Below are 22,118 nucleotides of genomic sequence, written 5' to 3'. Positions count from 1 at the left end.
CTGATAACCTTCTAATTTAGTATGATTTTATAGATTACACCCTTTCCAGCTTGATAGGATAAGTCTGGTTGGCGTTCCACTGGCAAACGTAAATGTTCTTGTCTTCGTCTATGCATACATCATGGCAGTGCTTGAACACCGGGCTTTCCTGTACCATCAGTTGTAGTTCGCCATTTCGGTACTCGGGTTTGGTACCTCCGGGATTGGAAACTACTTTGTTATTCTTATCCAGAATGGTCACAAAACCGGAATTAGGCGTCTGGTTAAGATACTTTAAACGTGACCAGCAGACTCCGGCATACAGATTATCCTCATCCATGACCGGACGACAGACATAAGCTCCGGGCAGGAAGAGGGTAGACTGGTATTCACCATCCAGCGAATAATATTTGAAGGCATTGTGCGCACGGGAAGTACATAGCAGCCTGGGCTCAGCGCCATTGCGCCGGTCTATCGCTACCCCATGTACGGTCTGGAACTGTCCGTCTCCATCCCCTGCTCCGCCAAAATGACGAATGTATTTTCCTTTACTATCATACTGTATCACGTACTGAGAGCCGTATCCATCCGCTACATAGATATCCCCATTGGGCCCTACGGTGGTTTCGGTAGGTTTAAAGTTCATATCTTCTTCGTAGATGCCCAGCTCATGAGGGGTCTCAAGGGTCATCAGCACCTTGCCCTTTACGTTGGTCTTAACCACCTTACCAATGTTTGGGTCGCAGATCAGCAGCATGTCTTCTCCCCCTTCGTCAAACAGGGAAAGGCCATGTCCACCGGGATAATCCGAGCCCCAGCTTTCCAGCAGCTTACCGGATTTATCATAAACGATAATGTTGTTCTTGGTTTCATCCGTCACCATAATGAGGCGCCCCTTGGAATCCATCACCATCTCATGGCAGTTTTTGACCGGTGTTTGCGCAGGGTTCAGGTTACCCCATTCCTGATGCACCCGGTAACGGAAGCCATTATGCCCCAGCACTTCATCACTGAGTTTGGGCTTGCTCTTCTGGATGTAGAAGTTGAGGTCTGGAGTCAATAGCGCCCCTCCCGCCAGGGCTACACTGCCTTTGAGAAAATTACGGCGAGGATTGGAAGAAATATCTTTCATCTTGATCAGGTTGTTGTGTTATGCAATAATATCGTTAACTAGTTTGCCATGTACATCGGTGAGACGATAGCGCCTTCCCTGGTGTTTAAAGGTAAGCTTTTCGTGATCAACTCCCAAGAGGTGCAGCAGGGTAGCCTGAAAATCATGCACATGCACAGGATCAGAAGTGATGTTGTAGCTAAAGTCGTCGGTAGCGCCATAGACCAATCCTTTTTTCACGCCGGCTCCCGCCATCCAGATGGTGAAGCAGCGGGGGTGATGATCTCTGCCGTAGTTGGTTTTCGTCAGCTTTCCCTGTGAATAATTGGTACGGCCAAACTCTCCTCCCCAGACCACCAGCGTATCTTCCAGCAGTCCCCGCTGCTTCAGGTCCATGATCAGCGCTGCTGAAGGTTGGTCTACGCTTTGGGCCAGTTTCTGAATCTGGCTCGGCAGATTACCATGATGGTCCCATCCCTGATGGTACAGTTGGATAAATTTAACATCCCGCTCTATCAGGCGACGGGCCAGCAGGCAATTGGCCGCGTAGGTGCCGGGAATACGCGCTTCCGGTCCGTACATATCATAGATATAGTCAGGTTCATCGGCTATATTCATAGTTTCCGGTACAGAAGTTTGCATGCGGAAAGCCATTTCGTACTGCGCGATTTTAGTATTAATCTCCGGATCTTCCAGGCGAGCGTACTGCATCTCATGCATGCGTTTGAGGAAGGAAAGCTGCCTCTCCCGGTCATCCATGTCAATACTGGGCGGATTGTTCAGGTAGAGCACCGGATCTTTGCCCGAACGGAACTGTACTCCCTGGTGTACAGATGGTAAAAAGCCATTGCCCCATAAGCGGGAATACAGAGGCTGTCCTCCCGATCTGCCTTCGGAGAGGAGCACACAAAAAGTAGGTAGGTTATCATTGTCACTGCCCAGCCCATAGCTAATCCAGGAGCCGATGCAGGGGCGACCGGGTTGCTGCGAGCCCGTCTGAAAAAAAGTAATGGCCGGATCATGGTTGATCGCCTCGGTATACATGGACTTGATAAAACAAAGCTCATCCGTGATCTTAGCGGTGTGGGGCATTAGTTCACTGACCCATGCGCCATTGTTACCATATTGGGCAAATTTAAATTGTGAGCCTGCCAGCGGGAAGGACTTCTGGCCAGCGGTCATGCCTGTCAGGCGTTGTCCCTTGCGGATAGACTCTGGCAACTCTTCCCCATTCATCTTCTCCAGCATAGGCTTATAGTCAAACAGTTCCATCTGCGAAGGACCTCCACTCTGAAAAAGATAGATCACTCTTTTGGCTTTGGGAGCAAAATGAGGTCCGCCTACACCACTGGCCGGGTCGGCAGTCTTGCCAAAAAGAAAGGTCGGCTGTAAGAGCGAACCCAGGGCGGCAGCGCTCATGCCCATGGTAGTTTTGGTGAGAAAATCCCGGCGGCTATAGTGAGGCGTATATTGCTTACAATCGCTCATAAGGCTTATCTTTTGGTGTAGACTTCATCGTAATTCATCATAATGTTGGTTACCGTTGTAAGGGCAGCTACTCTGGACAGGGGCAGGCTGGTATCCCGGGGATAATCACCTACCTCTAGTAGAGCAGAGGCTCCTTTCTGATCATGCTGATACTTCCGGTATTCCTGCTCATAAAGTTCCCGCATCAGCGGTAGCTCGTCATTTCGCAGCTTGCGGCTGCTCAGCAGGCGGAAAGCTAAGTTCAACTGTGCATCTATGCTTTCTCCACCTTCTCTAATCACCCTCTCGGCAATGAGTCGGGCAGCTTCTATCATTTGTGGCTCATTCATTAACAGTAGCGCCTGCAAAGGAGTGCTGGTGGTCTGTCGGCGTATGATACACGTGCTGCGGTCAGAAGCATCCAGCACCGTCATACTGGGGGGAGGCGCGGTACGGCGGATGAAGGTGTACATGCTTCGTCGGTACAGCTTTTCTCCCTGATCCGGCTCATAGTTTACCAGCAGTCGGGAAAAGTGGGTTTTGCTCCATAGGCCTTCCGGCTGATAGGTTTTTACACTGGGGCCACCGAGTTTATTCACCAGCAGGCCACTGGCTGCCATTGCGTTGTCACGAATCATTTCCGCGGGTAAGCGGTGGCTGGGACCTCGTGCCAGTAGTTTATTATCCGGATCTTTCTGCCTGAGTTCCTGGCCAGCCACAGAAGACTGCCGGTAGGTAGACGAAGTGACGATCAGGCGAAGCAAAGCCTTGACATTCCAGCCCGACTCCCGGAACGCTACCGCCAGCCAGTCTAGTAACTCAGGATGGGTAGGCAGGTCCCCCTGGTTGCCAAAATCTTCCAGTGTGCCTACAATCCCCCGCCCAAAAAACATGTGCCAGTAGCGATTGACCGCCACTCTGGCGGTGAGTGGATTTTCCGCACTCAACAGCCACTGGGATAAGCCTAAGCGGTTGGGAGGAAATTCTTCTGAAAAAGGTAATACATCTGAGAGTGTTCCCGGCTGCACTTCTTCCCGGGGGGCATCGTACATGCCTCTATCCAGCACATAAGTTTTGCGGGGCGGGTCCATTTCCCGCATCACCATCACCTCAGGTACAGTATCCAGAGTTGCATGTTCTTCTTTTCGGAGGGCCTGGAGTTGTGCTCTGAGCTGATGGTATTGCTGATCCTTGTGGTGCAAATAATATTCAGATAATAATGCCTGCTCCTCTACTCCGAGCTTATCATAAGGGGTATCTTTCCAAAAGAAATTGCCTGTCACCCCGGCCACTTCCAGGCCTGTCAGCTGGCGGTTGTACAGACGAATGTCATCCACTGCACCCTCAAAGAGGCCTATATCCAGCGCTCCCCGGTAGCTGCGCCCCACCCGGATAGCACGTGCTTCTACCTTCAGTGTATCATCAATGGTGCGTATGCTTTTATACAGGCGGTCATACTGTACCTGCACTGGGGCAGATTTTCCATTGACATATATGGTAATGCCAGAGGCTTTGCTGGAACCATCGTAGGTAAACATCAGGTGACTCCATTCATTTAAGTGGATACTATCTTCGGTAGTAACATAAAGACAGTGATCAGGCAGGCCGTGGGTAAGGCGTACGCTCACCCGGTTCAGGCTATCCAGAAAAAGCTCATAGCCCCGCCAGTGGGAGTTTTTACCTCCGGCATTCCCTAATATGACGGTATAATCTTCTTTCTTCTCCGGATAAACCCAGGCGCCCATGGAAAATGCATCGGTACGCTCAAAATCGCCAACTTCCGGCAGGGATAAAAATTCATATTCGCTGTCAAATCTAAGCGCGCTGCCTTCTTTGCCAGGCACCACTTCTACTTCACCGCGAAGACTAGCCGGATGCTTTGTTCCGCTTACGTTAGGCGTTTGCTCATCAGTAATTTTATCCAGGGGATAATGACCTATCAGTCCTTGTTGGAGAAAATCAGCCGCTACTTTTACGGCTTGTCCGGACAGTTTATTCAAAGCTTTCTGCTGATAATTTTCCTGCTTTTGCTCCTGCTCGGCGATCAGCTTACGGATATATGCTACTTTTTCAGCTACTTCCTCCTGCATGAGGGGCATGGTGGGGGCAGTGTTACCGTCATTGGCGATCATACCCAGCTCATCTACATTGTTGAAGAAAGCCGAGAACTGATAATATTCTTTTTGAGAGATGGGATCGTATTTATGATCATGGCAGCGGGCACATTCCAGCGTAAGCCCCAGCAGCGCTTTGGCAGTAGTATTGGTACGGTCAAAAACATTTTCCAGCCGGTACTCTTCCGGTACAATGCCTGATTCGGAACTAGCCGGATGGTTGCGATGAAAACCTGTGGCCAGCAGCTGCTCCTGGGAAGCATCGGGTAAAAGGTCGCCTGCCATCTGCCAGGTGACGAAATCATCAAAGGGCAGGTTTTCATTGAAAGCTTTGATCACCCAGTCTCGCCAGGGCCACATCATCCGGTAACCATCAGCGTGATAGCCATGAGAATCGGCATAGCGCGCCACATCCAGCCAGTCCATCGCCATTCTTTCTCCATAGCGAGGCGAAGCCAGCAGACGGTCTACTACTTTTTCATAAGCATTTACTGAAGTGTCAGCTAGAAAAGCATCTGTTTCTTCCGGCGAAGGAGGCAAACCGTTCAGATCAAAACTTACTCTCCTGAGCAGTTGTACTTTGGAAGCTTCGGGAGATGGTGATAGATTTTCCTGCTCCAGGCGGGCCAGCACAAAATGATCAATCGGATTCTTTACCCAATCTTCCTGCTCCAAAGTGGGTAGCTCAGGAGTCTTTGGAGGAATAAATGACCAGTGCGGTTTGTATTCTGCGCCTTCTTCTATCCAACGGGTCAGCAGCGCAATCTCATACTCACTAAGTTTCAGATTAGACTCAGGGGGAGGCATGACAACTTCAGCATCTTCGGCCGTAATGCGATGAAACAACTCACTTTTGGCCGGATTTCCCGGCACGATGGCATGACGATCCTGCTCTTCACCCAAAGCTGCCAAGGCGCTTTCTTCTATATCCAGCCTCAGGTCTGCTTCCTGTTTATTTTTGTCAGGCCCATGACAGGCAAAGCAGCGATCGGAAAGGATAGGTTTGATATGGTAGTTGAAGTCAATGGTTTGGGGCAATTGAGCTTCTATCTCAGGAGGAAATGCTGTTTTCTGTGGGCCACACGCTTCCAAAAGTGTAATTACACTAGCCAACATGAACATATATGTAAAAAAGTTCTTCATGCCTTGTGCATTCTCTTTTTAAGCGTTTTAAGGTTGTCATCCTCTCAGAATATACTATTTATATCCTATATCCTGCCTCTTCAAGTATTCTTGAGAGCGTCTATCATATTCACAATAGGCTTCCCTCCTCCTGATGGTGGCGACGTCTGCTGCCTGTTTAGGCAATGATATCGTTAACTAGTTTGCCATGCACATCGGTGAGGCGATAGCGCCTGCCCTGATGCTTAAAAGTAAGCTTTTCATGGTCTACCCCTAAAAGGTGCAGCAGGGTAGCCTGAAAATCATGTACATGCACCGGGTCCTTGACGATGTTGTAGGAGAAATCATCTGTTTCTCCGTAGGTAAAACCTTTTTTCACACCACCGCCTGCCAGCCAGACGGTGAAACAGCGGGGATGATGGTCGCGCCCATAATTGGTAGCGGTAAGCTGTCCCTGAGAGTAATTGGTTCGTCCAAATTCACCTCCCCAGACAATGAGCGTATCTTCCAGCAAACCTCTTTGCTTAAGATCTTTGACCAAAGCGGCCGAAGCCTGATCGGTATCGCGGCACTGTGAACTTAGCTCTCGTGGCAGATCCGTATGCTGATCCCAGCCCAGGTGATAGAGCTGTACAAATTTCACATCCCGCTCCGCTAATCTGCGGGCCAGCAGGCAGTTGGCCGCATAGGTACCGGGCTTACGAGCGTCTTCTCCGTACATTTCAAAGACTGAATCGGGTTCGTTGGAAAGGTCTAGTGCATCAGGAACAGAGGTTTGCATACGGTAAGCCATCTCATACTGGGCGATGCGTGATTCTATTTCAGGGTCACCAAAATCCTGCATACGCATATCGTTGAGCTGTGAGAGATAATCCAATACCTCCCGTCTCGTACCTGCATTGATACCATCAGGATTGTTCAGGTAAAGAACAGGGTCCTTACCTGACCGGAACTGTACGCCCTGGTGCAGAGAGGCCAGAAAACCATTGCCCCACAGGCGCGAATAGATTGGCTGCGGACGTTGTGCTCCCCGGGAAAGCAGCACGATGAAAGTGGGCAGGTTCTGGTTATCACTTCCCAACCCATAGCTCAGCCAGGAGCCTATGCTGGGACGACCCGGCTGCTGCGAACCGGTCTGAAAGAAGGTAATCGCCGGATCGTGGTTAATGGCTTCGGTATGCATACTTTTGATGAAACAAAGTTCATCGGCAATTTCAGCGGTATGGGGCATAAGGTCACTCACCCAGGCTCCGCTTTGTCCGTGCTGCTTGAACTCAAAAAGGGAAGAGGCAAGGGGAAAAGAACTTTGCCCGGCGGTCATGCCGGTAAGGCGCTGTCCCATGCGGACAGAAGCAGGCAGTTCTTCACCATGCATCTTACTGAGCATAGGTTTGTAGTCAAAAAGGTCCATTTGCGAGGGGCCTCCACTTTGAAAGAGGTAGATCACCCGTTTGGCTTTGGGGGCAAAATGCAGCTTGTCCAGTATGCCCTGCATGGGGTCAGTTGCCATCTCAGGAGAAGCATTGCTACTACACCCAAACAGACTTCCTAATGCCATTCCTCCTAAGCCCAGACTCATGCGGGAAAGGAAGTGGCGGCGGTTCATCTGGTTAAAATGCTCAGTGAGTATATCTTTCATAAAGTATGTCTTTTAGCTTCTGAACTTGGCTTCGTCCAGATTAAACAATGTATTAGCGACTACTGCCAGTGCAGCAATCTGTACTTTTTCCCTGCGGCTATCGTAGGCAGAGGCCCCTACCTTGAGCAAACTTTCTGCCTCTTCAGGTGACTGCTGGTAATACTCCAGCTTGTTTTGGTAAAGCTCGGTCAGCAGGGCCAGTTCTTCGTTTTTAGGCTGGCGGGAAGTTACCGCACGGAAACCAAAAGTGATCTGCTGCTCTACTGTCATGCCTCCTTCGTCCAGCATACGCTCTGCCAGTTTACGGGCTGCTTCTACAAACTGCGGATCATTAAGCAATGCTAATGACTGTAAAGGCGTGCTGGTGCTTTGTCGTTTGGCCACACAAAGGGTACGCTCCGGCGCATCAAACATCACCATAGTAGGCGGTGGAATGGTCCGTTTCCAGTAGGTATACAGGCTGCGGCGGTACAAGCCCGGTCCTTTGCTGGCGCGGTATTTATTTTCACCAATCTGGTTAGCCATCGCTTTCCAGATGTCATCAGGTTGATAGGGCTTTACCCATTTACCGCCCAGACTGTCGTAAAGCAAGCCACTCACTGCTAAGGCATTATCCCGAAACATCTCGGCGGTTAAACGTACATTAGGACCACGGGCCAGCAGAAGATTATCAGGATCTCTTTGCTGCTTCTTTTTGGTAATGCGTGCCGACTGCTGATAGGTCGCCGACATCACGATCAGCTTCTGCAAAGCTTTGATATCCCAGCCCGATTCTCTGAACTCTACCGCCAGCCAGTCCAGCAAGGCCGGATGGGTAGGCAGTTCCCCCTGATTACCAAAATCTTCAGGCGTACGGACGATGCCTTTACCGAAGTACATCTGCCAGAAACGGTTGACCGCCACTCGCGTAGTAAGTGGATTATCTTCGTCAATGAGCCACTGGGCCAGCCCCAGGCGGCTACGCGGATATTTTTCATCAAATGTTAATACAGCTTCGGGCGTGGCTCTTTCTACTTCCTCGGTAGGCGCATCATAGGCACCACGGGCTAAGAGATATGCTGGCTTACGTTCTTCTCTTTCTGCCATAATCATCACATTGGGGATGCTGACATCCAGTTGACGCAGGCTGTCCAGCCTACGGGTAATGCGCTGGAAATCCTGATTTTGTCTTTGCAGATAGTGGGCGTAAAGCGCTTCTTCCTGTGGGGGAGGCTGCACTTCGGCCACTTGCTGTACTTCCAGGGGCGTAAGGGTGCGGTGATACACCCTGACCTCATCTATACTCCCGCCGGTAAAGCCGTAGGTATCGGTAGCCACATTGCGGCTGTACCAGTTGCCCACCAGAAAGTCATTTCCATTGAGGATGGATTGCCTTCCCAGCTTATCAAAGTTCACCTTTACTGGCTGAACTTTACCATTGATGTAAAGCCTTATCCCCTCCGCTTTGCCAGAACCATTATAGGTAGCAAATACATGGGTCCACTGTCCGGCAGGTATTGCTGTTCTTGTTTCCACATCCAGGTAATCCTGCCCTTCGTGGTGAATCAATCGCAGGCTGAGTTTATTGTCTTTGGTAAGGGTGAGGTCATAGCCCTGGCGGGAAATCTCGCCATTACGACGACTGAGGATGCCTGCCCGGCGATCATGGGCGTTACTATGTTTGATCCAGCTACCCAGTGAAAAGTGGTCGTGATGATCAAAATCTGCGATATCACCCAGCGTAAGGAAGTTGGCTCCGTTGAACTGTAAGGCTTTGCCATATTTTCCTTCCATATGCTTCGGAAGTTCAATTTTCTTGGGCAAAGCTACATTCATCAGGCCCGGTAAGTCTGAATAATCTCCTCTAAACTGCTGAGCTTCCATCACATCCAGCTTGAAATAGGCTAGCTGCTCGCTTTCAGTATCTGCTTCGGGAGAGGCGTTGGTCAACCAGTTGCGAAAGTTGTTGTCTGGCTGCTTTTGCAATTGCTCCAGCTGACTTTCCAAGGCCAGGATGGTAGAATCTACATACGCTTTTTTGGCTTCCAGTTCAGCATCCTCTACCCGTATGGCCGGATCAGGTGCCTGATCCAGGTAGCTGATCTGTCCTTTTTCGGGTACATTGTTGAAGAAGGCAAAAAGCTGGTAGTACTCTTTCTGGGAGATTGGGTCATATTTATGGTCGTGGCAGCGGGCACATTCTACGGTAAGGCCGAGGAAAGCGGTAGAAAAAGTATTGGTACGATCAGCAGCGTATTCGGTAAGGTATTCTTCTTCTATCACCCCTCCTTCCTGGGTAATGGCATGGTTACGATTGAAACCAGTAGCCAGTTTCTGCTCATAAGTGGCCTCAGGAAGTAAGTCACCCGCCAATTGCCAGGTGATGAATTTATCGTAAGGCAGGTTCTGGTTAAAAGCCTCAATCACCCAGTCACGCCATGGCCACATGGTACGGGGGCGGTCATCCTGATAGCCATGCGAATCAGCATAGCGGGAAAGATCCAGCCAGACAGGGGCCATACGCTCTCCAAAATGTTCAGAAGCCAGCAGGCGGTCCACTACTTTTTCATAAGCATCGGGAGAATCATCTTTCAGAAAGCCCTCTATCTCTTCTACTGTAGGTGGCAAACCTGTCAGGTCAAAAGTAACACGACGGAGCAGTTTTTCTTTGCTGGCAGGTGGGGCAGGCTCCATACCTTCGTTTTCCAGTTTGGCCAGCACAAATTGATCAATAGGGTTTTGTACCCAGTCCTGCTGTTTTACTTCAGGCAAGTCAGCTCGCTCCGGCTTGATGAAAGCCCAGTGATCTTTCCACTCTGTTCCCTGCTTAATCCACTTTTCTATGACCTTGATTTCGTATTCACTCAGCTTCAGGTTAGATTCCAGAGGTGGCATAAGCATGTCGGGATCGGTAGAAGTGATGCGCTGATAGGCCACACTTTGCTTGGGTTTGCCTGCCACGAAGGCATGGCCTTCACTTTCTTTCAGAGCACCTAATGCTCCTTCTTCGGTATCCAGGCGCAGATCAGCCTCTCGTTTGTTGTTATCCGGCCCATGGCAGGCAAAGCAGCGGTCGGATAGAATAGGTTTGACATGCAGGTTAAAATCTACTTCTGCCGGTACTTTTTTGTTTACCACTGCTGTATCTGTCGACTGTTGCTCACAGGCAGTAAACAGCCAGCTTAGCAGGCATGCTAGTAGGAAAATATAAATAGGTTGTTGCTGATTCATCTTCAATAATACATACTTAGCTCAAAATATCATTCACTACATGACCATGAACGTCGGTCAGGCGGAAACGCCTTCCCTGATGCTTAAAGGTAAGACGTTCATGGTCTACTCCCAATAGATGTAACAATGTAGCCTGAAAATCGTGCACATGCACTGGATTGCTGGCCACATTATAACCGAATTCGTCTGTTTCTCCATAGGAAAAGCCCTTTTTCACTCCTGCTCCGGCCATCCAAACGGTAAAGCAACGGGGGTGATGGTCACGTCCGTAATTGGTTTTAGTAAGCTTGCCCTGAGAGTAGTTAGTTCGTCCAAATTCTCCTCCCCACACCACCAGTGTATCTTCCAAAAGCCCTCTCTGTTTGAGGTCCATGACCAGTGCTGCGGAAGCCTGATCTGTTGCCTTGCATTGCCCCTGAATATCGTTAGGAAGATTCCCATGCTGATCCCAACCCATATGATAAAGTTGAATGAATTTCACATCCCGTTCTACCAGACGTCTTGCCAGCAGGCAGTTGGCAGCAAAGGTGCCAGGCTTACGGACATCCGGTCCGTACATATCATAAATATACTCAGGCTCCCCGGATACGTCCATCACCTCCGGTACGGAAGTCTGCATGCGATAAGCCATTTCGTACTGGGCAATCTTGGTATTGATCTCCGGGTCCTGGATACGGGTATACTGCTGCTGATAAATCTTTTGTAAATAATCCAGCACTCGTCTGCGATCCGTGCCGCTGACACCGGGAGGATTGTTCAGGTAAAGCACCGGGTCTTTGCCGGAGCGGAACTGTACCCCCTGATGCAGGGAAGGCAAGAATCCGCTGCCCCAAAGGCGTGAATAGAGGGGCTGCCCACCATCCCGGTTGCGGGAAAGCATGACGATAAAGCCCGGTAGGTTCTCATTGTCGCTGCCCAGCCCATAACTCAGCCAGGCGCCCATGCTGGGCCGACCGGGCTGCTGCGAGCCGGTCTGAAAGAAAGTTACTGCCGGGTCGTGGTTAATGGCTTCGGTATGCATGGACTTTATGAAGCACAGTTCATCTACCACTTTGGCAGTATGGGGCACAAGCTCGCTGGCCCACATGCCGCTCTTACCGTGTCTTTCAAAAGCAAACTGTGCTCCTGCCAAGGGAAAAGATTGTTGGTTAGCCGTCATACCAGTGAGGCGCTGCCCCTGCCGCACCGATTCGGGCAGATCTTCACCGTTCATCTCCCGTAGTTTGGGCTTGTAGTCAAACATATCCAGCTGAGAAGGGCCGCCGCTCATAAAGAGATAGATTATCCGCTTGGCTTTTGGCGCAAAATGCGGCTTACCCAAAATGCCCTTATCCGGAGTATTTGCCCAGGCTGTGGAAGGACCTAGCAAGGAAGATAAAGCCGCTGCTCCCAAGCCCAGACTAGTCTTAGACAGAAAGTGACGCCGGTTCATCTGGTAGGCGAGGGATTTTTCTATATCGTTGTATTCTGACATTACTTCTTATTCTATAAATAAGCTTATTAAATTCTCTCCATTTATGCTCTGAAAAATAGTGCTATAGTGTTAGGGTGCGATGGTGTTATTGTGGGTTTAGTTAAAAAAACAATAACACCATAACACTAAGAACTATAATACTATCTCAGTGTATAAAACTCATCATGATTCATCATCGCATTGGCTACCACTGCCAGGGCCGCAGTTTTGGATAAATCCAGTTGCTGATCCCAAGGGTATTCTCCTACGCTGAGTAAATCTCTGGCATGCTGGGGCTCAGCCGTATATTTTTCAAGTTCATCTGCATACATTGCTTCAAATATTTCCAATTCCGGTTCCAGTATCTCTCTGCCGGTAAGCAGACGGAAGCCATAATTTAGTTGTGCTTCCAGGTTATCTTTCTCTTCCTTCTGCATTCGCTCTGCTAATATCCGGGAAGCTTCCACATACTGCGGATCATTGAGCAGGATCAAAGCCTGTAAAGGCGTACTGGTTACCTGCCGCTCCACCGTACACACATTGCGGGCATCGGCATCAAAAGTGAGCATGGAAGGAGGGGGTATGGTGCGTCGCCAATAGGTATATAAACTACGCCGGTAGAGATCATCGCCTTCTCCGGCTTTATATTCTCGTTCTCCCACAACAGAAGCTTTTTCTCTCCACAGGCCCGGCGGCTGATAAGGTTTGACACTGGGACCACCTATCTTCCTGACCAGCAGTCCGCTGGCAGCCAGTGCATTATCGCGTATCATCTCGGCGGGCAGGCGACGCTTAGGCCCATGGGCCAGCAGCAGATTTTGAGGGTCTTGTCTTAACAGCTCTTCCGAAGCCATAGAAGTCTGCCGGTAGGTAGCCGACATAACGATCTTTTTCTGTAGAGCTTTGGTATCCCAGCCTGATTCCACAAAAGATACTGCCAGCCAGTCCAGCAGGGCAGGATGGGTAGGCAGGTCTCCCTGACTACCAAAGTCATCCAATGTACCAACAATGCCTTTACCAAAAAACTGCTGCCACAGGCGGTTGACTGCCACTCGGGCAGTGAGCGGATTATCGGGATGGATAAGCCATTGGGCCAACCCCAGACGATTGGGCGGTAAGTTCTCAGAAAAGTCAGATACCTGTTCCGGTATACCGGGGCTAACCTCTTTTCCATGCGCATCGTAGGCCCCTCTCTCCAGCAGATAAGTCTGGCGAGGCTCAGCACGTTCACCCATCACCATGATTTCGGGCACAGTTGTAAGCGTATCATTTTCAGCCAGCCGAAGCTTCTGCAACGCTTTTAAAGCACTCTGATAATTAGAGTTGTAGACAGAAAAATAATAGCTTTCCAAAGCCTTCTTGTCCTGGGAGGACAATTGATCAGGGACTTTGGCTAATAGCTGCTCCAGTTTTTCCTGCTGGTCGCTGAGCTGTAATACTTCTAACGAACTTAATTCACGGTTGAAAACCATGAGTTCGTCCAATGCTCCCCCGGCAAAACCTTTCTCATTCTCGCGGGTACCCAGGCGCAGGTAGCGACTATTGCCAAACTGGGAGTTAAGAGGAATGGCTGTCTGGTACAGATTGTCTCTTTTGATTTCCAGTGGAGCAGCTTCTCCATTCATATACAGGCGGATGCCTTTTGCCCGGCTGGAACCATCGTAAGTGATGGCTATATGCTGCCACTGATGCGGGATGAAAGGCTGTTGAGTCTCCACCTGTAGGGCATTGTAAGGAAACTCATGGGAAAGGCGGAATTCCAGCTTGCCTTCCACCAATAGTACTTCATAGCCACGATAGCCGCCATAATAGCCACTGGAATAGGAAAACACCCCGGCATAGTCCTTTACCTCAGGTGGCTTTATCCAAAAGCTTAGCGTAAAGGGATCTGACCTTTCAAAACTTTTGAGGTCCAGGCCTGCTCCATCTGTACCGTTGAATAAAGTGGCTTTGTCAAACTTACCTTCTGTTTCATCCAGTTCCTGAAGTTTTTCGTGGGAAGCTTTGCCCATAGGAAAATGCGCTTCCAGTCCCAGAGTAGTTTTCTGCTTCAGTAGCTGATGATCCTTATTTTTTGACAACCATTGCTCAAAAGCTGGCTGTTCCTGCTGCTGAATCTCCTCCATCTTTACTTCCTGCTCGGCAATTTTTTCCTGAAGAAAGGCCAGTTGCTTTTCATTCTCCTCATCGGTAAGCAAAAGTGTGGGACCAGGAGCTTCGCCCCCATCACGGGGAATCCTGCCTACTTCGTCCACATTGTTGAAGAAAGCGAACATCTGGTAATATTCTTCCTGCGACACTGGGTCATACTTATGATCGTGGCAGCGGGCGCATTCCAGCGTCAGTCCCAGAAAAGCTTTACCCAAAGTATTGGTGCGGTCAGCCACATTTTCTACCCGGTATTCTTCTTCAATGATGCCCCCTTCCACATTCTGTACATGGTTACGATTAAACCCTGTGGCCAGGATCTGCTCTGAGGTAGCTTTGGGCAACATATCTCCGGCGATCTGCCATTCCACAAACTTATCATAGGGCAGGTTTTCATTATAAGCTTTGATCACCCAGTCGCGCCAGGGCCACATATAACGAAACTGATCATCCTGATAGCCGTGGGTATCGGCATAGCGGGAGATTTCCATCCATTTGGCAGCCATACGCTCGCCATAGTGGGGCGAAGCCAGCAGGCGGTCTACTACTTTTTCGTAGGCATCAGGAGAATTGTCTTTGACAAAGGTATCCACCTCTTCCGGGGTGGGTGGTAAGCCGGTCAGGTCAAAACTCAGCCTACGGATCAGGGCTTCTTTGCTGGCTTCTGAGCTGAGCACCAGCTTTTCTCTTTCCAGCCGCTTCAGGATAAAATGATCAATTTCATTCTTAGCTAAATCGCTTTCAGCTAGCTGCGGAACTTCCGGTTTTTCGGCTTTGATGAAGGACCACTGGGGTTTATATTCAGCTCCCTGCTCTATCCAGCGGGTAAGCAAAGCTATTTCATACTCGCTTAGCTGCAAATTGGATTCGGGGGGCGGCATCATGGTTTCGGGGTCAGTAGATGTAATGCGGTGGTAAACCTCACTTTCATCCACATCTCCTTTTACCAGCGCATAATGATCCTGCTCCTCACCTATGGCTGCAAAGGCGCTTTCTTCCAGGTCCAGCCGCAGATCAGCTTCACGGGCATTTTCGTCCGGTCCGTGGCAGGCAAAGCAGCGGTCAGAAAGGATAGGTTTGATGTGAAAATTGAAATCTACCTGCTCGGGCAGGCGTGCTTCCAGTTCAGGTGCAAACTGTACTTGTGCAGGCTCACAGGCAGCCAGCAACAAAAAAGTGCACAGAAAGCATAAGTTCTTCATAAGACAGTTTCTTACCTATTCTAATAAGATAAGTTAAGAAATTGTCAGCATTCTTGCATGGAAGTACCCGGTAAAAGGCAAAAGATGCAATCATTTGATCAAAATAGTATTACTGTCTACTACCTTATGCATCAGAAAACTACAAAGACTTTATTCCCTTCTGTAACCAACCTTAGGAGTATATGCTGAAGGCCTATCTTGAATTTCTCTGTTCTCTACAACTGAACCCTCATTTGGCTCAGATCAAAAGTTTTGAAGCTGATCTGAAGGGAGCGCTCAATCCCAGTAAGCTGCTGAACAAGCTTTTCTTCGTGCAAAACCGATGGCTGAATTTTGATGCATTCTTTGACTTTTATTGGAAGAAACACCAGGCTTTACTTAAAGACAGATTTTCCACATTAAATGAGCAGGAGCTTTTGAGAGGCCTGCGGGCGAGGTTGTACAGAACCCAATGCGGCATACTTACCGAGTATCAGGCTTTCTTGGGCGCTCAGGCCGTTTTTGGAAACGAAAATGTACACCGAAGCATTGAACTGGATCAGAAAGGGGTAGATTTTAGCATTACACATCAGGAAAGCTATTACCATATCCATATTTTTGTGGATACGCAAAGGGCATGGCACTACCGCAAATACAAGTCGGCTTATAAGCAGGTAGAAAGCGCAGAGGGAATTCATGTAGACCTGCCTTATTCACTAAAAAATGATAGAATCAACTCTTTGTATTACCTTCCCAATGGATTTGGGGTATACACTCCTGCTTACCTGCGCTATCTTCAGCAGGAAATATATTCGGATAATTTGCTCAGGTTTAGTGTAAAGGGAGTGAATGAGCAGGGTTTTATATACAAGAGTATTTATTAACTTGGCCTCTGAAATTGCTAAACCTGCATGAGCCAGCCTTATACCCTTTATCATAAAAGTTGCTACGGACTCTCTCCCCTCCCTGAAGAAAGTACGGATGCCTTAGTCACTGACCCTCCCTACGGTATAGGCTATCAGACACATGCCTGGGACCAGAAACTACCTGATCCGCAAATCTGGTCAGACTGCCTTCGTGTGCTTAAGCCCGGTGCTTTTGGGCTGGTTTTTTCCTCTGTTCGTCTCATGCACCGTATCATGGTAGCGATAGAGGATAGTGGTTTTCTGATCAAAGATGTACTCTTCTGGGCTTATCTCAACGGCATGCCAAAAAGCCGAAATGTAGGTCTGTCCATTGATCGCTCGCTGGGTGTGGAGAGTGAAGTCAACGGGCATTATCAATACATACAGGGCTATAAAAAAGGTGGCGCCGAAACTTATACGCTTAACGGCAAGAGAGCTCGCTGCCAACCTGTTTCAGATGAAGGGAAAAAATATCATGGAGCAGGGCTAGGTATTAAGCCCGCCTATGAGCCTATCATCCTTATCCAAAAACCCCTGGCTGCCGGAAATGTAGCTAATAATATTTTACGCTATGGCACCGGAGCGCTCAATCTGGAAGATACCCGTATCCCTTTTGAAGAAGGAGAAGAAGGAAAAGTAGGACATAACCCCCATCCCAAAGGCAGGGTAGCGGCTAATATCATCCGCACCGAGGCCTGGGAAGATGGCTACGATAAGTTCTTCCTGATTCCGAAAGTACGTCAGCAGGCCGAAGAGTATAATAAGCACCCCACCCTTAAGCCTGTGCATCTGATGCAACACCTGGTGAAGCTGGTCAGCTTTGAAGGCCAGCAGGTACTGGACCCCTTTATGGGCAGCGGAAGTACAGGAGTAGCCTGCCAGCAGCTTAAACGGAATTTTGTAGGCTACGAAACTCAGCAGGAATACTTTGAAGTGGCGGAGCGAAGGTTGCAGCTTTGAATGGCTATTCTACAGAAGCACTCAGGCCCAGCACTTCTCTCCCCTGCTCAAAGACTACATCTACCGCAATATTTTGCTCAGCTAATCTGTCTAAGTCTGCCTGTAGCTGATCAGTGATAGCCCCTTTTGCCTCAACCAAAGCTGCTACGCCTTCGTAGTCGCCTTCACCCTGATATACCAGAATCTCGCTGGAAAGGTCGTTCATCGCCTGCCGCATCTGCTCGTAGTTGACCCGATAGGTTCCTGTTTCTTCATCCCGAACAAATGCCCCTTTCTCCTGAAAGTAATTGAAACGAATCATATTAGCCACGCCATGGGCGCTGCTGGCACCGAAGCGTACGCTACGAAAAATACTGGCCAGGAAAGTGGTATAATAGTCTTTTAAATCGCCTTCCAGTTCTCCCTGTTCCAGAAGTTGGGTAACCATATACAAACCTAACACATCTGCTTTTCCTTCTTCCAGGGCTGAGGCATGCTCCCTCAGTGCTTCCCTTACTGTGCCTTTATCATTGATGGTATTCTTGATACCCAGACCGTGAGCCACTTCATGAAACATAGTATTGGCAAAGAAAGCATCAAACGTAATGTACTGCCGCTGATCTTCTGCAATCAAAAGTTCCGAAATGGGCACGAGAATTTCATCATATTTGGCACGCATCGCGTTCTTGAGTTGCAGTCGTCGGGTACCTTTTTGTAATTGTACTTCTTCATCATTGGGCAGGTTGATAGCAATGGTTTTACTCCCCGCATTGCAGTCGCCGGCATAGTAGACCACATCGTAAGCTCCGAGGTCAGCATCGCTACCCGGTTGCTCCTGCTTATATTTTGCTTCTACCGGAAGGTTGGATTGTAGTTCAGGCAGGAAAGCAGCATATTTTTCCAGGCGCCCACTCCACTCCTGATCTTTCAAAAGTACATAAGCTTCGTGGGCTGCTTTATAGCCAAAAAGCTGGTCTTCGTAGGTTTCTATCGGGCCAATGACTACATCAATGTCATTATCTTTCATATCCATCCAGGCCAGATCACTGGCTTGATAATCATCGGTGAGTAATGCCTCTGCCCGGAGGTTCAGATAGTTTTTGAAGTCCTCGTTCTCAGCCAGAGCAGCCGCTTCCTTAAGTAGTTCTGCGGCCTGTACTACCTGCTCCTCAAAAGCTACATGATAAGGAATGGCGGTCAGTTCACCAGCTTCATTTCTGCGGATGAAAGTGTAGAGGCTGGTTTTACCAGGAAGATTTGCCTGCTCAAATTCTTCCTTACTCATGTCTGCCGGATAGAAATTTGCCCCCGCCGGTTTAGGTCCTACACCTTCCACAAAAGGCTCATTATTGGCCAGCCGATCCCAGGGACCGTAATTGATGTTGATAAATTTTTCTGTCTCCACATCATTGACTACCTGTAGTAAGCTGTCTTTTTTGCCGTAGGCCTCATACCAAAACATATCGTCCATCAGATGGGCAGCCTCTATGAGCAGAGCCACAAGCTCCTGCTGATTGGCGGACAACTGACTCATATCGGGGTCAAGCCTTACTGTAGTGTATTTGTTTAACCTTTCTTCTATTGCAATGCTGTCTGTAGCCAGGGCATCTGTAGAGGTAGCTTCCTCTTCTGAGGGCTGAGGGCTGCAGGCATAAAAAAGGGAAAGAACTAAAAAAAATGATGCTAAGTGAGAATAGGAGTTCTTCATATCTTGGACATTTATTAATGGCTAATAAAAAAATGTTACTTTTTTAACTTTCCTGATATTGGATGAATAAGATACGCAGAAAGTTGGGTGCTTTTCAAGTAAGAAAACATTCTACTCAAGTGTTCAAAACAAAAAAACCTCCACATAGGGTGAAGGCCTTTCAATTATCTAATTTAACAATCTGACTAAGCTTCCTGAGACATAAACTCATCTACTGCTTCGCTCAGGTCATATACTTTTGCATCCAGAGCACTTTCCAGTATGCTACTCCCTGCCGCTGAGCGATATCCTCCCGCACAGTGTACTACGATAGGCTTATCTGTTTTTACTTCCTGGGCTTTTTCCCGCAACTCATTCAGAGGAATACGCCGCGCACCTTCAAATAGGTTTTCACCTTCGCTGGGACTCCGCAAATCCACTACATTATATTGATCAGGATGGGATTTAAAGTGATCCAGATCAAACTTAGGACTTTGTGTATCCATTGATTGATGGGAAATCAATGCTCCCTTGATATAATTTTCGTAGCCAATCTTAGCAGCTTTACGAATCACTTCATCCAATTCTTTTTCGTTCTCAGCGATCAGATAATAAGGTTCTTCCGGCTTTACGAGTGAGCCCAGCCAGGTCTCAAATTTTTCTCCGTTCATAATATTGAAGGCTCCTTCCACATGGCTTTGCTTAAACTGTTTCTGCGGACGCGTATCTATCACCAGTACATTTTTTTCTAATGTGTCTGATGCTTGCAGTCGGGGGATAGCTTGAATACTTTCTTCCAGAGGTTTTGCTCCTTTGCGATTCACTTCTACATCATAAGGGAAATAATAGGGTACAAAGGGCTGATCTTCCAACAGAGCTTTTACAAATTCTGCTTCCTCTTTTACTTTAAACGCCCAGTTTCTTTCTTTTTCTTTACCGATGGTGCTGTAACGTTCGGAGCTCATATTTTTTCCGCAAAGTGAGCCTGCTCCATGAGCCGGATACACCAATATATCATCATCCAGCGGCTTGTATACCTCATGGATGGTATGAAACATTTTACTGGCCAGCTCTTTTCTTTGCGCTTTGGTCTTACCGGCACCTTCCCTCAGATCAGGTCGGCCTACATCACCCACGAACAGAGAATCTCCAGTATAGACTGAATGAGGCTTACCAGATTCATCCATCACCAGATACGCACTGTGGTCGGGTGAGTGTCCCGGTGAATAGAGTGCTTTCACTGTGGCTCCTCCAATTTTTACTTCTTCTCCATCTTCCAGCACCTGATGCGGGTAGTCTGCTCCCATATCGGCATTGATATAAATAATTGCCCCCAGTTTATCATGAAGCTCCCGATGGCTACTCACGAAGTCCGCATGAGGATGTGTCTCAAAAACAGCCACTATTTTCGCATTATTTTCTTCGGCATATTTTAGATAGGGTTTGGTATCTCTGGCTGGATCTATCAAAGCAGCTTTTCCTTCACTGATGATCGCATAAGACGCATGAGCCAAGCCTTCGTCAAAAAATTGCTCTACCTTCATGGTTTCAATTTTAATGTTTAAAAATCGTTTACTTACACTTACGCAACATATGAATATATGTTCATGTGTAAATGTTATTTTTTACTTTTAAAAATCCCTCCTCTTTAATAAGGGCAAACCCAAACGGATAGTTTTGCAGGTAAATCCAAGGACATTAAAAAAGCCTGACACGGATATGCCAGGCTTAAAAATGGAATACTATTGAAGGGGGAACTTATGTTAGCCTTGCTGAAGCAGATGATCTTTCAATGCCTGAAAATCGGCAGGAATCAACATAGCATTTTTTTCTGACTGCATGATTGCCGATAAACTTTCCGGCATCTTCACTTTTTCGCCTATCGTTGCTTCTACCGTATCAATAAACTTGGCAGGATGCGCCGTAGCCAGTATCACGCCATACATATTTTCATCTTTACCTACCTCAGTAAAATAGTCCTGTAATCCCAGATAGCCCACTGCAGTATGCGGACACATTGTGTAGCCATAATATTTGTCATACACTTCTTTGATGGCTTTGCGGGTTTGCGCATCGGTATAGCGTTTTCCGATGATATCATCCTGAATCGCCAATAAAAGCGCTGCATCTGCCATTTCTGGCAAATGCTGGTAAAAAGCTTTGAGACGGGCAAAGTTGCTTGGATTCCCAACGTCCATCGCATTGGATAAAGTTTGTAAGGACGGCTTAGGCTCAAACTTACCACTATCCAGGTACTTGGGTACAATATCATTTACGTTAGTAGAAGCAATAATCTGGTGAATAGGTAAACCCAAACGTTTGGCAATCAGTCCTCCGCAAAGGTTGCCAAAATTACCGCTGGGCACGGAAAAGACTATTTTCTGTTCCGGATTGAATGATAGCTGTCGCTTAAGCTGAGCGTAAGCATTGAAGTAGTAAAAAGACTGAGGAATAAGGCGGCTGATATTGATGGAATTGGCAGAAGACAATTGAAGGTGCGCCCGTAAATCTTTGTCCAGAAAGGCTTCCTTCACCATGCGCTGACAATCATCAAACGTACCTTCTACTTCCAGCGCTTCTACATTATTCCCAACGGTAGTAAGCTGCTTCTCCTGTAGCTCACTTACTTTTCCTTTGGGATAAAGCAGCGTAACTTTGATGCCCGGTACATTCAAAAAGCCCTGTGCTACTGCTCCTCCGGTATCTCCGGAAGTAGCTACCAGTATATGGATTTCTCTCTCAGAAGGACTCTCCTGCAAAAACCAGGACATGGTGCGTGCCATGAAGCGAGCGCCAAAATCTTTGAAGGCAAGCGTTGGGCCATGAAAAAGTTCTAATACATAAAACTGCTCATCCAGCTTAGCGAGCGGTGCAGAAAAGTTGATAGCCTCGTCTATGATCTCTCTCAGCTTCACTGCCGGAATTTCTTCATTCAGCAAAGCATCGGCTACTTCAAAAGCGATCTCCTGAAAAGTAAGATTCTCTATATTCTCAAAAAAGCTATCTTTCAGGCGGGGAAAATATTCTGGCATGTATAAGCCTTTATCGGCGGGCATGCTCCGAAACAATGCTTCCTGAAAACTTACTTTATTGGCTCTCTTAGGATCGTTGGTACTATATAATTGCATGGGAAATTACAGATTGAAATTGAAGATTGAAAAAT

General features: G+C 48.1%; 12 protein-coding genes. 2 read left to right on the top strand and 10 right to left on the bottom strand.

Translation table 11 applies throughout. From position 1 onward, the window contains the following. Positions 1-34 precede the first annotated feature (34 nt). The 7 genes from WJR50_RS01855 to WJR50_RS01825 all read right to left on the bottom strand — a co-directional run bounded on the left by WJR50_RS01855 (position 35) and on the right by WJR50_RS01825 (position 15,445). Positions 35-1,111, bottom strand: coding sequence for a 6-bladed beta-propeller (locus tag WJR50_RS01855; protein WP_341291509.1), 1,077 nt, complete (start codon positions 1,109-1,111; stop codon positions 35-37). 18 nt (positions 1,112-1,129) lie between these two features. After that, positions 1,130-2,578 (bottom strand): DUF1501 domain-containing protein, encoded by a 1,449-nt coding sequence (locus WJR50_RS01850; RefSeq protein WP_341291508.1) that lies wholly within the window; start codon positions 2,576-2,578, stop codon positions 1,130-1,132. Between the two features lie 5 nt (positions 2,579-2,583). After that, on the bottom strand, positions 2,584-5,814 hold the full coding sequence (locus tag WJR50_RS01845; protein ID WP_341291507.1) for a DUF1553 domain-containing protein: 3,231 nt from the start codon (positions 5,812-5,814) through the stop codon (positions 2,584-2,586). Positions 5,815-5,971: 157 nt separating this feature from the next. Next, complete coding sequence (locus WJR50_RS01840) at positions 5,972-7,432, bottom strand: DUF1501 domain-containing protein (protein ID WP_341291506.1); 1,461 nt, start codon at positions 7,430-7,432, stop codon at positions 5,972-5,974. Positions 7,433-7,444: 12 nt separating this feature from the next. After that, positions 7,445-10,642 (bottom strand): DUF1553 domain-containing protein, encoded by a 3,198-nt coding sequence (locus WJR50_RS01835; protein ID WP_341291505.1) that lies wholly within the window; start codon positions 10,640-10,642, stop codon positions 7,445-7,447. 16 nt (positions 10,643-10,658) lie between these two features. Beyond that, a complete protein-coding gene (locus tag WJR50_RS01830; RefSeq protein WP_341291504.1) occupies positions 10,659-12,116 on the bottom strand; it encodes a DUF1501 domain-containing protein in 1,458 nt (485 codons plus the stop codon). 140 nt (positions 12,117-12,256) lie between these two features. Further along, positions 12,257-15,445 (bottom strand): DUF1553 domain-containing protein, encoded by a 3,189-nt coding sequence (locus tag WJR50_RS01825; RefSeq protein ID WP_341291503.1) that lies wholly within the window; start codon positions 15,443-15,445, stop codon positions 12,257-12,259. A 182-nt stretch (positions 15,446-15,627) separates the two neighbouring features. Between WJR50_RS01825 and WJR50_RS01820 the strand changes: the two genes are divergently transcribed. Beyond that, entirely contained in the window at positions 15,628-16,308 is a 681-nt protein-coding gene (locus tag WJR50_RS01820; RefSeq protein ID WP_341291502.1) for a TaqI family restriction endonuclease, read from the top strand. A gap of 27 nt (positions 16,309-16,335) precedes the next feature. After that, positions 16,336-17,289, top strand: coding sequence for a DNA-methyltransferase (locus WJR50_RS01815; protein WP_341291501.1), 954 nt, complete (start codon positions 16,336-16,338; stop codon positions 17,287-17,289). A gap of 4 nt (positions 17,290-17,293) precedes the next feature. Here WJR50_RS01815 and WJR50_RS01810 read toward each other — a convergent pair whose 3' ends face one another. From WJR50_RS01810 to thrC, 3 genes are all read right to left on the bottom strand, one after another. After that, a complete protein-coding gene (locus WJR50_RS01810) occupies positions 17,294-18,976 on the bottom strand; it encodes a DUF8614 domain-containing protein (RefSeq protein WP_341291500.1) in 1,683 nt (560 codons plus the stop codon). Positions 18,977-19,161: 185 nt separating this feature from the next. After that, complete coding sequence (locus tag WJR50_RS01805) at positions 19,162-20,499, bottom strand: MBL fold metallo-hydrolase (RefSeq protein ID WP_341291499.1); 1,338 nt, start codon at positions 20,497-20,499, stop codon at positions 19,162-19,164. Between the two features lie 219 nt (positions 20,500-20,718). After that, the gene (thrC, locus tag WJR50_RS01800; protein WP_341291498.1) at positions 20,719-22,083 is read right to left on the bottom strand and encodes a threonine synthase; all 1,365 of its coding nucleotides are present in this window, start codon (positions 22,081-22,083) and stop codon (positions 20,719-20,721) included. Between the last annotated feature and the right edge of the window lie 35 nt (positions 22,084-22,118).

Origin of the sequence: Catalinimonas locisalis (genome assembly GCF_038039535.1) — a bacterium.
Lineage (GTDB): Bacteria > Bacteroidota > Bacteroidia > Cytophagales > Cyclobacteriaceae > Catalinimonas.
The sequence above is the reverse complement of the archived record's forward strand: the minus strand, read 5'-3'. Positions and strand labels throughout refer to the sequence as shown.